A 14,700-nucleotide genomic window follows, 5' to 3' on the forward strand; every position below is an offset into this window, starting at 1 on the left:
CGTCACTTCTCCTTGGCCTCGGTGCCCAGCCGGAGGCTGTGCCAGCCCGGCGTGAGCTTCAGCTTCTGCTCGTGGACCTCGCCGGCCCGGTCACGCCAGGTGATCATGGTGGGTACGGCGCCCTGGACGTCCTTGCCCAGGCCGATGTGGACGTCGGTGCTGCGCTTGCCGGAGTGGCCGCCGCCGCCGTCCAGGCGGGTGATGCGCTTGGTGCCGTCGGGCAGTTCGACGCAGACCTCCGCGCCGACCACGGGGGAACCGTCCGGGTGGGTGAGCTTCAGCCCCAGGTGGGCGCCGGGGTTCTTGCTGACGTTGTGGAGGAAGACCGGCTCGCCCCACTGGCGGGCGACCGCGAGGTCGAGGCGGCCGTCGCCGTCGACGTCACCGGTGGCGATGCCGCGGGTGGGGATGGGCTCGCCGATGCCGAGGGCGCCGGAGAGGTTGTGGTAGCGGCCGGTGTCGGGGTCCTTGGCGAAGAAGCGCATGCGCTGGCTGCCGGCGAGGTCGTCGCCGTGCTTGACGTTCGGCCACCACTGGGGGTTGGGAACCAGGGCGTCGTTGGCGGTGGCGAGCTCCTGCAGCTGCGGCCAGCGGTTGTTCTTGCCCTTGACGAAACCGAGGGCCTGGGTGATCTCCAGGTCGCCGTTGTTGTCGAAGTCGCCCGTCTTCACGTCCCAGCCCCAGCCGGACCAGGCGAGCCCCAGGCCGGTGGACTCGTCCTTGTAGGGGGCCTCGCCCTCGGCGAAGCGGCCCTGCAGCTCCGCGCGGCTGTCGGCGTCGCTGATGAAGGCGAAGTTGGACTCCTGAATGCCGAACGAGGTGGTGATGTTGCTGACGAACATGTCGTACAGCCCGTCGTGGTCCAGGTCGCCGAAGTCGACGCCCATGCCCTTGAACGAGCTGCGGCCCAGTTCCTTGGACTTGGGCACGGTCGCCGTGTGCTCGGCCTTGACCTCGGAGAAGCGGATCCTGCCCGGGGTGGAGGTGTTGTGCAGCAGTGCCGAGGTGCCGAAGTCGTGGGCGAGGAACATCTCGGGCAGCCGGTCGCCGTCGAGGTCGGCGGCGGAGGCGCCGAGCGTCCAGCCCTTGTTCAGGCCCTGCGGGATGGCGCCGTCGACCTTCTCGTAGCCGTCCTTCGTCCAGCGGAAGAAGTGGCCGCCGCCGCCGTTCTGGGCGTGCGAGAGCGAGGCGTTCATGGTGACGTCGCCGTCCTTGGACGGGTCCAGGACCGGGCTGTCGGGGAAGTAGTTGCCGATGAAGATGTCGTCGTGGCCGTCGCCGTCGAAGTCGGCCACCGCCGCCGCGTTGGAGTTCCACAACGGGCCGGTGTAGGTCCGTCCGGGCTTGCCCGGCAGCAGCTCGGTGGGGGTGAAGGAGGCCGCGGTCAGCGGCTTGTCCTTCTGCCCCTTGTTCATGAACAGGACGGGCGTGCGGCCCCAGTAGTAGACGAGGAGGTCCATGCTGCCGTCCTCGTTGTAGTCGCCGGGCATGCAGCCCATCGGCGCCATCGTCTTGCTGGTGCCCAGGGGGGCCGGGTCCAGCGCGAACGGCTCGTACTGGTCCTTGCGGGTGGGCGCGGGGGTGACCACGGCCTGGTCGATGCGTACGTCGTTCACGCACAGGTCGTTGGCCAGGCCGTCGCCGTCCAGGTCGTTGACGGCGATGCCGGCGCCGACCGAGGAGATCCACGCCTCGATGTGCCGGTAGGCCTTGTTGACCTTCCGGACCTCCTGCTTCTCGAATCCGGCGGGCAGGGCGATGGACATCGGCTCGAAGGAGAAATCCTTCGCCAGCTTTTCGATCTCGGCGGCCGAGGACTCGGGCAGCCGTACGCCGTAGAAGGTGCCCACCATCAAGGCCAGGGCCACGATTCCCGGCGAATTTCTGCGAATCCAGTTCTTTGCGACCGTCACTGATCGGACCCTTTCAAGACGAGCGAAGAAGAAGCGAGTCGTGCGGCGATGTCGCGCCGCCATTTCTCGTAGGCCGGGAACGCTCCGTGGGCGCCGGTCTCCCGGGGCCGGGTGTCCCGGCACACCTGCGAGGCGCGTTCGGCCGTCGTGCCGCACACGACGCGGGCCGCGAGATGGGTGTGGTCGATGACCGTGCCCGCCTTGATGCGCGCCTCGGTCGCGAAGGCGGACCCCTGGGCGAGCGCCCAGCGGTGCTCGCCGGCGCCCTCGGCGAAGTGCGCGAGTTCGTCCTCGCCGGCGCCGCCCGCGTAGGCGCAGGCGAGCCCGGCGCCCGCGTACAGGTCACTGTGGCGGTGTTCGGGGTAGGCGCGGATCAGGTCGGTGACGACGTCGGGGTCGGTGCCGCCGACGAACCACAGAGCGCGGCCGATGCCCTGGTCGATGGCGTTGGCCGTGTAGTGGTTGTGGCCGCCGCGCCAGCGGAAGGGGTGCTGGATGTGGGGGTTGCGTACGTACGCGTCGGTCCTGAAGTACGCCTGGTGGAATCCGTACCCGTCCAGGGCCAGCCAGCGCAGCAGCGGGTCGGTGGCGGGGATGTCGGGCCACAGCGGCTTCGGCAGGCGGGCCATCGCCCAGCCCATGCCGACGTAGATCATGTAGTCGTGGTGCCGGCCCCGGCCGGCGAGCAGCCCCTGGAGCCTGCCGCTGTGCCCGGGCAGTGCGTCGTGCACGACGGCGCCCATGCCGGCGCCTTCGTAGGCGAAGCCGCGCACGTCCCGCGGGACGGTCTCCAGCGACTCCTCCGCCTCGGCGGGCGAGCCCGCCTCCACCGCGTAGGCGTATCCCCTCAGGAATACTTCCCCGATGTATTCGAGCCGCTCTTTCGCCTCCGCGTTCTTCACATGGAATCCGCGCACCTCCATGGTCGTCTCGGAAACAGGAGGCGTGAGCAATCGACGCCGGATTGCGCCAAATACACTGGACACAGCAGTAAACCGCCCCTCTCGAATCCCTGGAATCCCCGAGCGAATCGAATGTAGCCAGGGGCCCCGGAGCGGCGTCTACTTCAGATGTGCTCAAACAACGGCGGCGCTCAATTGCGTCCGCACATTGCGCCGCCAGACCTCGTAGGCCGGCGTGGTCCCGTCCTCGGGCGCGGTGGCCGCGCAGTCGTCGGCCAGACGTGCGACGGCCTCGACGGTGCGTCCGGTGAACGCGTGCACGGCGGCGCTGCTGTGCTCGGGGACGAATCCGGCGTGGTGGCGGGCCTTGGCCGCGAACACCGCGCCCTGCGCCAGGTGGCCGGCGAAGTCCCCCGCCTGCGCGCGCAGCGCGGCCAGTCCGGCGGCCGTGGTGCCGCCCGCGAAGGTGGCGGCGAGACCGACGCCGCTCCACAGGTCCGCCCGCCGGTCGCCCGCGAACGCCCGTACGGCCGCGGACACGTTGCCGACGTGCCCGCCGTGGATGAACCACAGGGCCCGGCCGACCCCCTGGTCGAAGGCGCGCTGCCAGTAGCCGGGAGCGCCGTCCCAGTCGTACGGGGTGTCCAGGCGCTGTCCGTCCACCCAGGTGCCGGTGTCGAAGTAGGCGCGGTCGAAGCCGTAGCCGTCGACGCACAGCCAGCTCATCGCCGGATACAGGTCCGGCTCGGTCAGGTCGGGCAGGAACTTCTTCCACAACGGCCGGGGCAGCTTCGCCATCGCGAAGCCGATGCCGATGTAGTTGAGGAAGATGTGCGGCCTGCCGCTGCCGCACAGCAGGTCCCGGGTGCGGTGGCCGCCGCGGCTCATCGCGTCGCGGATCGCGCACGCCATGGTGGCGCCCTCGTAGGCGAAGCCCCGGTGCAACGGATCGACCAGCGCGAGCCGGCGCTCGGTGGTGGCCAGGTCCCGGTCCTCGATGCCCCACTCGAAGCCGGTGACCACGGCCTGGGGCACGGCTTCCAGCCGGCGGGTGCGCTCGTCGGGCTTCACGTCGAAACCTCGTCCGGCGAAGCCGACGTCCTCCAGGGACGGAGCCATGACCAGCCTGCGCAGTGCTCCCAGTGCGGGCACGGACGCCTCCTCGTACGCGCCGCCTCCTCTTCGGCGGCGGGGGCTGTCATCGTGGGTGAACCGGCCCCGGGGCGGCATCTTCGTCCGTGCGCTCCCCCACGTTGTTCAGCGGATGCGGCGGACTTCCACCTCTTCGTCGTGCACGGCGCGTCCGCAGTCCGTGCAGCGCAGCTCGGCCCGCACGGTTCCCGTGCAGCCGATGTGGTCGGCCCGGCGCGGCGGGCCCAGCTCCTGCGGCAGGTTGCGGTCCCCCCACTGCATCAGGGCGACGACCGCTCCGGTCAGGTCCCGGCCGGCCGGAGTGAGCCGGTACTCGTGGCGCACCGGCTTGTCCTGATAGGGCACCCGCTCCACGATGCCGTGCTCGACCAGCCGGTTGAGCCGCGAGGACAGCACGTTGCGCGCGATGTCCAGGTGGGAGAGGAACCCGTCGAAGCGGGTGGTGCCGAGCAGCGCCGAGCGGATGATCAGCAGGGTCCAGCGCTCACCGATGACCTCCAGGGTCCGGGCGAGGTTGCAGTCCTGTCCCTCGTACGTGTGTCTCAGCATGGGCTCACTTTAGGGTCGGGCGAGTTGCGTGAAGGTACCCGAGTTGGCGAAGACGCACCGGGTTCTCGCGCCGCGGTCCGCTCAAGCGGCGACGAGCATCCGCTCCCCCTCGCCCGTGAGGCGCCGTTCGAGACGGTGGTAGGCGTACGCGGCCGACACCAGCGTCATGTGGTGGTGCCAGCCGGGGTAGGAGCGGCCCTCGAAGTCGAACAGGCCGAAGTCGTCCGCCATCGCGCGCACGGACTCCTCCGCCTGCGCGAGCGTCTGCGTCAGGGCGAGCACCGTCTCCATGCGGGTGTGCGTGAGGCTGGTCAGCCACAGCTGGACGGGGCCGCGGCCCCCCTCGGGGCGGAGGGCGAAGAGCCGGTAGGTGCGGTCGGTGCGCTCACCGGTGTGTCCCGATCCGGGCAGGCGCACGAAGCCGGACATGACGGTGGTGTGCCGGCCGCGCCCGTCCCAGGGGGCCACGCTCTCCAGCCGGGTCAAGGTACCGGCGTCGGACTCGAACAGGCGGCGCGCCGCGAGCACCAGGTCGTGCCCGTCCTGCCCGCGGGGGGACTGCAGCCGCAGGCGCCGGCCCACGGCCACCTGGAGCCGGCCGGGTACGGCGATCACGAAGTCCCGTCCGCGCAGGGCGAGGCCGTGCAGCAGGGTCGCCGCGCTGGTCCCGCCGATGGCCTCCAGGTCGGCGACGACCGGCAGGGGCGCGGTCCGGCTGGTGGCGGCGAGCGTGTCGACGAGGTCGAGGACGTGCTGCTCGGCAGAGCGCGGACCCACCTCGGCGGGGATGCGGGTCCGGGCGCGGCGCTCGGGGTCCTTCGCCCAGGAACCGGGGAGCAGCAGGCGCCAGTCGACCGGCACGGCCCGGCCGGGGGAGGACAGGAACATGCCGATGCCCACCTGGCAGGTGACCGAGCGGCCGGTGGAGGCCAGGAAGCGGCGGTGCACACCGCAGGAGTGCTCACCCCGCTTGCGCAGCACGGCCTGTCCGACCACGCAGGCGCGCGGGGCCGTACCGCGCTGCTCGGCCCACCGGGTGAGCTCCGCCCGGACGGGCGTCCAGTCCCAGGGACTGGCGTTGACGAACTGGTGCAGCGACTGCGACGCGGCCGGCGAGGACGAGACCGCCGCGGCGAGTCGGCGTACCGACTTCTTGCCCGGGGTGGTGAGCAGGCCCTGCACGTAGGCGCGGGCCCAGCGCCGCTGGTCGGCCCGCGGCAGACACTCGAAAATCCTTTCGGAGAAGGCGGATATCGAGGCGTGATCGGACGTCAGAGCATGTGCTCCCATGGCGAGTTCCCTCCCTGATCTCGGTCTGCGGCTGCCGACCAGCATTAAAATAATAGCGAACGTCCTCTTTTTTTTGCGACTCAGGAGAGTTGCCGCATGCACTTCGCCAAGTCGGCCCCCGCCGCATCCGGCCGAGGGGGTGGCACAGCGGACCGCAGGAGTGGTTCACCACCCCGCGAGCCGCCCCGTCATCCGTCCCGGTCATGCCTGTGAGCTGCAGAGATCCGGGACACCTTGAGCAACTCCGCCTTGTCCGGAGCCAGCGGGAAGGGCCAGCCTTGAAGCGGAAGGTGAGCGTCGTTCTCTTCGGGACGCCCGGGCGGTGTGCGGACCGGCCGCGGCCGGAGTCATGGACGCCCCGGCCGCTCAGAGCTCTCTTCGGGAGACGGTGTGGTGAAACAAGAGAGGGCCCTGCGCACGCGTCAGGCCCTGATCAAAGCGGCGGCCGAGGAGTTCGACCGCCATGGGTACGACGCGACGTCGCTGTCACGGATCAGCGCGGTGGCCGGCCTGTCGATCGGAGCCGTGACCTTCCACTTCGCCTCGAAGGCGCAGCTGGCGGACGCGGTGCAGGAGGAAGGGCGGTCGGTGACCCTGGCCGCGCTGAAGAACCTCCCCCCTTCCTCGGCTCCACCGCTGCGTCTGGTCGTCGACCTCACGCTGGAGCTGGTGAGGCTGATGGAGCAGGAGCCTTCGGTGCGGTCCGCCATCCGTCTGACCCGCGAACGCCCGAGCGCCCAAGCCTGGTCGGACTCCTGGCTGCCGACGGTCCGCGGCCTGCTCGACCAGGCGTATGAGAACGGCCAGCTCCACACCGACGCCCTGCCCGCCGACGTCACGATGCTCGTGGAGCACCTGACCAACGGGGCGGAGGCGTACCTGCGCACGCGGATGGGGTCGGACCCCGCGTTCGACAGCGCCGTCGCCCAGCTCAAGCGGATCTGGCACCTGGCGCTCGTGGGCGTGTCCGCCGGCGAACCGGCCGTACCCGGCCGGCCCCTGCCCGGGCCCTCGCACCCGGCCGGAAACCGGCCGGACGCGACGGTCGAGGCAGAGGCGGTCGACTGACGGGGTGCCGGGTGGACCGGCGCGTGTCCGCCCGGCACCCCGGCGAGGCGGTCGTCTTCAGACGGCGGTCCGGCCGCCGTCCACGGCCAGCGCCGTCCCCGTGACGAACGAGGCGTGCGGGCCGGCGAGCCAGAGCGCGGCATGTGCCACTTCGTACGGGTCCGCCATGCGCTTTTGGATCTGGCGGGCGGCGAACACTTCTTCCAGGTGCGGCCGCTCCTTCACCGCTGTCTCGATCAGTTCGGTCCGTGTGCAGCCCACCACCAGGGAGTTGACCCGGATCCCCTGTTCGCCGTACTCGGCCGCGGCGGCCTTCGTCAGCCCGATCACCGCGTGCTTGGCGGCGATGTAGGGCGCTCCCGCACTCGTTGCCAGCACGCCCGCCGTACTGGCGGTGTTGACCACGGAACCCGTCCCGGTGCGGAGCATCGCCGGCACCTGGTGGCGCAGACAGTTCCACAGGCCGCCCACGTTGACCGCCATCACCTTGTCGAACTCGGCGTCCTCGGTATCGAGCAGTTTCGTGCCCGCGGTGCCCCAGCCGGCGTTGTTGAAGGCCACGTCCAGGCGGCCGAACACCTCCTCCGCCATGGCCACCACCCGGCGTACGTCCTCGGCGTCGGTGACGTCGCCCGGTGCGGCCAGCGCCCGGCCCCCGCCCGCGGCGATGGTGTCGGCGAGCCGCCTCAGGCGCTCCTCGCGCCGGGCCATGAGGACGACGGCCGCCCCCTCCGCGGCGAACAATCGCGCCGCCGCCGCGCCGATACCGCTGGAAGCCCCGGTGATCATGGCCACTCGCCCCTCGAGCAGCCCGCCGGATCTCTCCGTGTTCCCGTTGTTCCGGTTCATGGTCCGTACCCCCCTGAACAGCGTTCGAAAGATGTCGGCCAAAACCCGTGCGGGTCTCGCTCGCCCCCGGTCAGCAGCGCGCCCGCGCGCCGGCCCAGACCGTGCCGTCGGCGGCCTCCGCGTCGACGGTGCGCAGCATCGTCTCATCGATGGCGTGCAGCGACTCCACGAGGTGGCGTACACCCGCCTGTCTCATCAACTGGCGCTGGAAGCTGTGCTCGAAGGTGCTGGGCCGGCCGATGAACGGAACGCCGAGTTCTCTGGCGCTCTCCGCCACGCGGGCCACGTCGTCGACGAAGAGCACCTGATCGTGGGCGAGGCCGAAGACGTCCTGGGTGATCTCCCGGATCCCGGGCCGGACGTCGTCGGTGCACACGTAGCCGGGCCCGTCGAACAGATGGGCCCACCGGCCCAGGAAGCGGTCGAAGTGCTCCCTGCCCAGCCCGCCGTAGCAGACCGTCCGCAGTCCCAGGCTCCGTGCGCGGCGCACCAGGTCGACGGCGCCGTCGGACACCCGGACCGGGTGCTCGCGCAGGTAGGCGTCGCGCTCGGCGAAGTACTCCCGCAGCGCCTGCGGGCCCGTCATGGGTACGGGCACCACGCCCGCCAGGTACGCACTCGCCGTCTGCTGAGGCTGGGAGAAGACGTGCCGCTCCACCTCGGCCGTGTACCGGCCGCCCCGGCTGACGACGAAGTGGTGGATGACCGGGCTGAACGTGTCGTTCAGCAGGACACCGTCGATGTTGAGTGCGGCGAGGCGCAGCTGTCGAAGTCCACTGGGCACGGGAGGGTCCCTCCTGTGATCGTTCGGGGCGGATTCGGGCGGGGGTGGCCGTGCGAGGGACGTCGACGGCGCGACGGTCAGACGAAGCGGTGCACGTCCAGGTCGATCGATCCGGCGATCTGCTCGGTGGCGATGCCCGGCAGCAGGATCTGCCACATCGCCGCGACCCGCTCGGGCAGGTCCTGGCGCCCGCTGGCGGCGTTCGCGTACATCTGCATGCCCGTGCACGCGCTGACGAGGAACTCGGAGAGCCGGCGGACGTCGACCGACTCGACGACCTCGCCCTCCTGCTGTGCCTGCCGCAGGGTGATCTCGAGGATCTTCACCCACTCCTGGTACGGCGAGGCGTCGCGGACGCTGGTGCCTTCCTGTTCGTTGGTCAGGCGCACCCCCGCACGCAGCAGGACGTCCCGCTGGATCTGCCGTGCCCAGACGAACGTCATGTCCACGATCCGCTGCAACCCGTGCGAGTCCAGCCGCGGGACGACCGTGTCGGGCTGCGCGTTCATCACGGCGCGGGCGAGCTCCTCCTTGGACTTGAAGTGGAAGTACATCGCCCCCTGGGAGACGCCGGCCCGTTTCATGATTCTGCTGATGCTGGCGCCGTTGAACCCGTACTCGTCGAAGACTTCGGCGGCCCCCCTGATGATGCTTTGCCGCGTCCTGATCGCTCGGTCCTGCTGCAGCTTCACCATGAGCGGTGGGCTTCCTCTCGACAAAAAAAACGAACAACCACTATTTTATAGCCCGCCCGGTCGGTTGGGCGGGGCTTGGGGGACAACGCACGCCATGGGGAGAGGCATGCTCACCACTGCAGAACCGCAGAGCACCGCCGCGCCGGCGCTCACCACGACTGTCGCCAGAGAGTACGTGCACCGAGCGGCCTTGTCGGAAGTCCTTCCGACCGGCTGGGACAAGCGGGGACGCGACACCTTCACCGTCACCGCCCAGTGGCCCCGCTGCCACAGCTTCTACGTTCCCGAGCACGGGTTGCACGACCCTCTGCTGCTGTGCGAGACCATCCGGCAGAGCAGTACCCTGCTCGCCCACGTCGGCTACCACATCCCGCTCGGCTACCACCTCAGCTGGTCCCGCCTGCAGTTCGCCGTCGACCCGGACGCCCTGCGCATCGAGGCCACCCCCGCAGACGTCCAGCTCCACGTGGTCTGTTCGGACATCCGCTACCACCGCGCGGTGCCGGCCACGATGTCCATGCACCTGGAAGCGGTCCGCCACGGGACCCCGTTCGCCACGGCCAGCGTCCGCTTCGCCAGCCATTCCCCCGCCGTGTACCGGCGCCTGCGCGCGGGCCGGGGCGAGGTCGGCGAGGTGTTCGCGAGGGCGCCGCAGCCGCCGGAGCCCGTCCCGCGCAGTGCGGTCGGCCGGCTCCGCAAACAGGACATCGTCCTCGCGCCGACGTCCGAGCGGCAGCGCTGGCGGCTCCGCGTCGACACCAGCCATCCCGTGCTCTTCGACCACGCCCTCGACCACGTCCCGGGCATGCTGCTGCTGGAGTCCGTGCGCCAGGCGGCGCACGCCATGGAGCCAGGCCGGGCGGGAGCGATGCTGCCGACGTCGATGGATGTCTCGTTCAACCGCTATGTCGAGTTCGACGACCCGTGCTGGATCGAGGCGGAACCGGCACCCATGACCGCCCCGTCCTCCGGCACCCGCCGCACGATCCGGGTCAACGCTGTACAGAAAGGTTTCTTCGCCTTCCACGCAAATGCGGAATTCATGGATGCCGCCCAGGGCTGAGGCACTGCAATCCGAACCACCGCGGCATCGGCCCGGCCGGCGAAGACCGCGTCGCCGCAGCCGGGAAGCTGGAAGCCACCGGACCCAGAGATGAGGAAGAGAATGTAAAGCGCCAGGGGCGACCCCGCCTCGAAGGGGGAATGCCGCCGACGACACCCAGTGTGCCACCACTGGGTTCGCGGTCTTCTCACACCGCCCGTCGAGATGCCAACTCGACGGGCGAAGACACGTTTTGGGTGCCACCCCGAAAACGTGCACTGCCAGGTTCCGCCAGAACCCTCGAGTCGCCGCAAGGCGGCTTCTCCATGCCTCATACAGAGACGTTCTTATGATGAACCAAGGTTCCGTGAAATTCCAGTCCCGCACGCCCTTTCATGAGGGGAGAAGTCGTGCAGATGACGGTTTTTCACCGCTGAGATCCAGCCATCGCCGGACCGGCGGCGCCGACCTCACGTCCGCCCCCCTGCCCCGTGGCCGGGTCAAGGTGCCGATGCGGCTCGTCGAGTCGCCTCACTACGCGGACGCCGCGCTCAGCGTCTACATCAAGGTCAAGGCACTCGGCCTGCGGCCGGAGGGCTGCACCGCGGGGATCGCCACCCTCGCCTCCTACCTCGGTCTGTCCCCGTCGACCGTCCAGCGCGGCCTGGCGCAGCTGCGCGCACCGGCTTCCGACGGTGTCGTCGAGCTGCCCGACAGCCGGCGCCGGTCCCTGCCGGGCGGCCGGGGCACCACCGCGGTCCGTCGCGTACGTCCCCTGCGCAGCACCGAACGGTTCGTCTGGCTGCCCGTTGCGGCCAGTGAGTGCCTGCGGCCGCGCCTGCTGCGTGCGTACGCGGTCATCGCCTACGCCGTGGTGCAGAAGATTCCCCTGACCGAGCGCGTTCTCGCCGGTTTCCTCCGCCACCATTCCGGCCGGCGGGCCGGAGAGGCGATCAGTGCCGACGCGGCGGGGCGCATCGTCGACGAACTGGCCGCCTCCGGGTGGATCGATGTGCGGCGGCGAGCCGGAACCCAGGGGCGTCATGTGTTCGTCGTGTACGACCAGCCGATGCCTGCCTCTCCCTGCCCTGATGACCGATCGGGTTCCGACGTTGGTGCGCGTTCGCTCGCGAACAAGGAAGACCTGATGACTGACCGACACGAGAACGACGCCGAGCCTGTCCCACCCGCCGTAGGCGAGATACCGGTGGACAAGCGCGTCGGGCACCGCCTCACCACACCGCGCCCCACTCGGAGAACCGGTGATCGCGCGCTGCGCGCGGACGGGGAACGACTCCCCTCCCCCTCCCCCCGCGGAAAGCCCTACACCGGACCGCGACTGACGTTCAGCGGCAGGCTCCATGCCGTACTGGAGCCCGTCCGCTTCCTGCTCGCCGGCGTGAACACCTACGTGCAGCGCAGGATCGGCCGGGAGATCGCCCGGCAGCTCGACGACGGCACCACCGTTCCCCGTCTGCGGGCCAGGCTCACCCAGCGTCTGGCGCAGACCATGCTCGCCGACATACGGGATCCGGGCCGGTGGCTGCTGGGCGTCGCCCTCCCCCGCTGGGGCTGCGCCAATCCGGACTGCGAAACGGGCGTGCTCTGGTCGACCGGCGTGCGCTGTCCCGTCTGCCGTGAGGTGGCGATGCAGCGCGCGGAGGCCCGCCGGGAGGGAACACCGCTTCGCCGCGGGGAAGCGGTCACGGGCGCCGGCGGGCGGCATGCCGCCGGCGCTGTGGCCTCCGCTGCGGTCACCGCCGTCCGCAGCCTCGCCTGCTGCCCGCGCTGCGAGCGCCCGCACCGCCCGGGCAACGCCGGGCTCTGCCGCGTATGCCGCCCACGCCCCGTACCCGCCGCCGAGGTCGTCACCGGCTGCCGGGGGAACGGCGGCGCGTGCGGCCGTCCGGCCCCGCACGGTCTGTGCTGGCGGTGCCGCACAGCGGCGGAAGCGGGACGTCAGGGCACGCCGCCGGGGCCGCCCCCGGCGGCGGGGGAGGCTGCTCAAGAGCGCCCGGCCGGGATGGGGTCGCGCACCGCGGCCTCCTCGGAGGCGGCGGGGGCCACAGCGGCCCCGGGTCCGGACTCGCCCCCTTCGGACCGCGCGGACACGGGGTCCTCGTACCCCGCCTTGACCACACGCCGCTCCTTCCAGAGGTGGTAGAGCGCGATGGCGAGGATGGCCGTGCCGACCAGGTTGGCGATGAAGTGCCACCACACCCGGTACGTCACCAGCGCGGGCCCCGGTTCGATCACGCCGAACCAGGTGGACAGACCGATGGCGCGGCCGGCGCCCAGCGCGACGGACACGGTCAGCACCACATGCTCCAGACCGTGGATCGTCTGCATCCACACGCCCATCTTGGCCCACTTGCGGGAGGTGAGGGTCGCGGTGGCCCGCCGGGTGATCTGCACGATGCCGACGAGTCCGGCGAGGAAGATGAAGTTGCCGGTCAGATGGAGGATCTCCATGCCGAGCGCGGGCTTGTCCGGGTCCACCTGGCCCATGCCGCGTGCCAGGCTGTTCGCCCAGGGGGTCATCCAGGCCGGGGAGTACGGATGCGCCACCCAGTAGGCGGCCTGGGCGACATGCTCTTGGAAGTGGCCGATCTGCCCGATCACGCCGAGCCCGATGACGGCGGCCGCGGTCCTGTACAGCCAGGGCCGGACCGGCCCGCGGTTCGCGTAGGCGAGCACGATGACGGCCAGCCACATCGCGGCCATCCACCCGATGAAGAAGACTGCTCCTATGGTGTCCAGGGACGAAACGGAGCTTTCCATCCCATGCGCTTCGTGCCCGTGATCCATGAGTTCTCCTGCGGTGTCCGACTGGGGCCAGGGATCCGTGCGGTGCTCAGCGTCACGCTAGGGACGCCGGTAGCGCGGCGGCCACTTCCCATGTGCGGACTTACAGACCACCTCATTGGGTATGTTCGACGGCCTTCCGGTGTGGGGACCGTTGAGCGGCCGGTGCCGGATGAGCCGTGGGAGGTGTTCCAGCGGGTGGTGCCGGAGGCGCCGACCCGTCCGCCACTACCGGAGGACCCCGACGGGCGCCGTCGCCGGTTCTTCGGCGCGGCCGCCGCCCTGCCTGCCGGCCCTGCGTCGGCCCGCCCCTGGCGCGCCGGCACCTGCGATGCGATCCGGCTGCGCGACGACGTCGAGCGCCTGGACGCCCTGGACGCCGAGCGCGGCGGGCACGGCCTGGAACAGGCCGCTCTCGCCGGGGCCGCCGAGGCGCTGCGGCCGCAGGCGCAGCCCGCAACGCAGCGTGTGCGGCAGCGCCTGTTCGCGCTCGCCTCCGACTTCACCGCGACGGCGGCGTGGTCGCTGGTCGACGCCGGACGACTCGACGGTGCCGGCCGCCACCTGGGCCGGGCGCTCACGCTCGCGGTCCTGGCACAGGACTCCGGGATGGCGATGCAGGTGTGGAACCTGCGGGCGATGCTCGCCGGGCAGCGCCGCGTGCACGGACATGTCATCCGCATCGGCCGCGAAGCGTTACGGTGCCTGCTCCGGCGCCGGGGCATCACCTTCCAGCGCACCAAGACATGGAAGGAGTCGCCCGACCCCGAGCGCGACGCCAAACTCGACCGCGTCGAGCACGTCCTGGAGCACTTCCCGGACCGGGTCTTCGCCTTCGACGAGTTCGGGCCCCTGGGGATCCGGCCCACCGCAGGCTCCTGCTGGGCGAAGCAGGGCAAGCCCGACCGTCTGCCGGCGGACGACTCGACGTTCTCCGTGTCCGAGCTGATGGTGCGCCCCCGGTGGCGGAAGACCGGGGTGGCCTAGCGGCTGCACACCGCACTCCTGGAAGACAGGCCGAAGGCCCTGGCCGTGCTCCTCACCCGGCGCGACGAAGTCCCCCACCAGACGCAGTACACCGATGCAGGGTGAGGTGAAGGGCCGGCCGAGACCGCAGCCGCCGCGCTCGCCGACGCCCTCCGTGCGCACAGTGCAGGGGCGTACGCCAAGGTCCTGGCCTCCGGGCAGGTCAGCGCCGGACTCACCCCGCAGGCCGCGCGAGCGGTGGCGAAGGCGCTCGCCTCCCGTCCGGCTGCCGCATCACGCGGCAAGCGGCGCGGGCTCGGGCCCGGTTTCAAAGGAGTCACCACTCGATAACCGACGCCGCGGTGACGTGTCAGGGACGGACTCCCGGAGGAAGACGGCCCTCTCCCAACCGCAGGTGAGCGCTGGCTGCTCCGGCTTCGGCAGCCTGATGGCCACCGCGCGGTCGGTCTGCCGGAAAGCAAATCGCCGAGTGCGGTGCAGAGCGAGGCGGGGAACAGCGCGGTCCATCACCGGAGTGATGAGACCGAGAACGCCGGGCCCGGGACAGCACATCGGCTTCATGGGCTGCACTGCGGCATCAACGGCGAGGGCCGGTTTCCCGGCGCCGGGAAACACGCCCCAGGGGGACCGGGTCGAGGGAAAAAGGCACGGGGGGACCTGGGGT

Annotated in this window: 11 protein-coding genes and 1 pseudogene; 3 read left to right on the forward strand and 9 right to left on the reverse strand. The window is 70.8% G+C overall.

Features of this window, described 5'->3' with window-relative positions; all coding sequences use genetic code 11:
* Positions 1–2 precede the first annotated feature (2 nt).
* From ABZ340_RS31785 to ABZ340_RS31805, 5 genes are all read right to left on the reverse strand, one after another.
* Positions 3–1,853 carry a CRTAC1 family protein gene (locus ABZ340_RS31785; protein ID WP_358785344.1) on the reverse strand — a complete coding sequence of 617 codons (1,851 nt, stop codon included), beginning with the start codon at positions 1,851–1,853 and terminating at the stop codon, positions 3–5.
* A gap of 56 nt (positions 1,854–1,909) precedes the next feature.
* A complete protein-coding gene (locus tag ABZ340_RS31790) occupies positions 1,910–2,899 on the reverse strand; it encodes a DUF1702 family protein (RefSeq protein WP_358785335.1) in 990 nt (329 codons plus the stop codon).
* A gap of 90 nt (positions 2,900–2,989) precedes the next feature.
* A complete protein-coding gene (locus ABZ340_RS31795) occupies positions 2,990–3,967 on the reverse strand; it encodes a DUF1702 family protein (protein WP_358785336.1) in 978 nt (325 codons plus the stop codon).
* A 105-nt stretch (positions 3,968–4,072) separates the two neighbouring features.
* Positions 4,073–4,516: a helix-turn-helix domain-containing protein gene (locus ABZ340_RS31800; protein WP_358785337.1), complete on the reverse strand. Its 444-nt coding sequence runs from the start codon at positions 4,514–4,516 to the stop codon at positions 4,073–4,075.
* An 81-nt stretch (positions 4,517–4,597) separates the two neighbouring features.
* Positions 4,598–5,806, reverse strand: coding sequence for a transposase (locus ABZ340_RS31805; RefSeq protein ID WP_358785338.1), 1,209 nt, complete (start codon positions 5,804–5,806; stop codon positions 4,598–4,600).
* Positions 5,807–6,217: 411 nt separating this feature from the next.
* On the opposite strand from ABZ340_RS31805, the gene ABZ340_RS31810 reads away from it, so the two are divergent.
* Positions 6,218–6,874: a TetR/AcrR family transcriptional regulator gene (locus tag ABZ340_RS31810; protein WP_358785345.1), complete on the forward strand. Its 657-nt coding sequence runs from the start codon at positions 6,218–6,220 to the stop codon at positions 6,872–6,874.
* Positions 6,875–6,931: 57 nt separating this feature from the next.
* Here ABZ340_RS31810 and ABZ340_RS31815 read toward each other — a convergent pair whose 3' ends face one another.
* The 3 genes from ABZ340_RS31815 to ABZ340_RS31825 form a co-directional block, all read right to left on the reverse strand.
* Positions 6,932–7,723: a glucose 1-dehydrogenase gene (locus ABZ340_RS31815; protein WP_358785339.1), complete on the reverse strand. Its 792-nt coding sequence runs from the start codon at positions 7,721–7,723 to the stop codon at positions 6,932–6,934.
* Between the two features lie 70 nt (positions 7,724–7,793).
* The gene (locus ABZ340_RS31820; RefSeq protein WP_358785340.1) at positions 7,794–8,507 is read right to left on the reverse strand and encodes an HAD family phosphatase; all 714 of its coding nucleotides are present in this window, start codon (positions 8,505–8,507) and stop codon (positions 7,794–7,796) included.
* Between the two features lie 77 nt (positions 8,508–8,584).
* Positions 8,585–9,202 (reverse strand): ScbR family autoregulator-binding transcription factor, encoded by a 618-nt coding sequence (locus tag ABZ340_RS31825; RefSeq protein ID WP_358785341.1) that lies wholly within the window; start codon positions 9,200–9,202, stop codon positions 8,585–8,587.
* A gap of 106 nt (positions 9,203–9,308) precedes the next feature.
* Here ABZ340_RS31825 and ABZ340_RS31830 point away from each other — a divergent pair, with 106 nt between their 5' ends.
* Entirely contained in the window at positions 9,309–10,265 is a 957-nt protein-coding gene (locus tag ABZ340_RS31830; RefSeq protein WP_358785342.1) for a ScbA/BarX family gamma-butyrolactone biosynthesis protein, read from the forward strand.
* Positions 10,266–12,248: 1,983 nt separating this feature from the next.
* Here ABZ340_RS31830 and ABZ340_RS31835 read toward each other — a convergent pair.
* The gene (locus ABZ340_RS31835) at positions 12,249–13,052 is read right to left on the reverse strand and encodes a DUF6008 family protein (RefSeq protein WP_358785343.1); all 804 of its coding nucleotides are present in this window, start codon (positions 13,050–13,052) and stop codon (positions 12,249–12,251) included.
* A gap of 333 nt (positions 13,053–13,385) precedes the next feature.
* Between ABZ340_RS31835 and ABZ340_RS31840 the strand changes: the two are divergent.
* Positions 13,386–13,967, forward strand: a pseudogene (locus ABZ340_RS31840) (hypothetical protein); the annotation flags it as partial.
* Positions 13,968–14,700: the final 733 nt, after the last annotated feature.

Origin of the sequence: Streptomyces sp. NPDC006134 (assembly GCF_040628835.1) — a bacterium.
GTDB lineage: Bacteria > Actinomycetota > Actinomycetes > Streptomycetales > Streptomycetaceae > Streptomyces.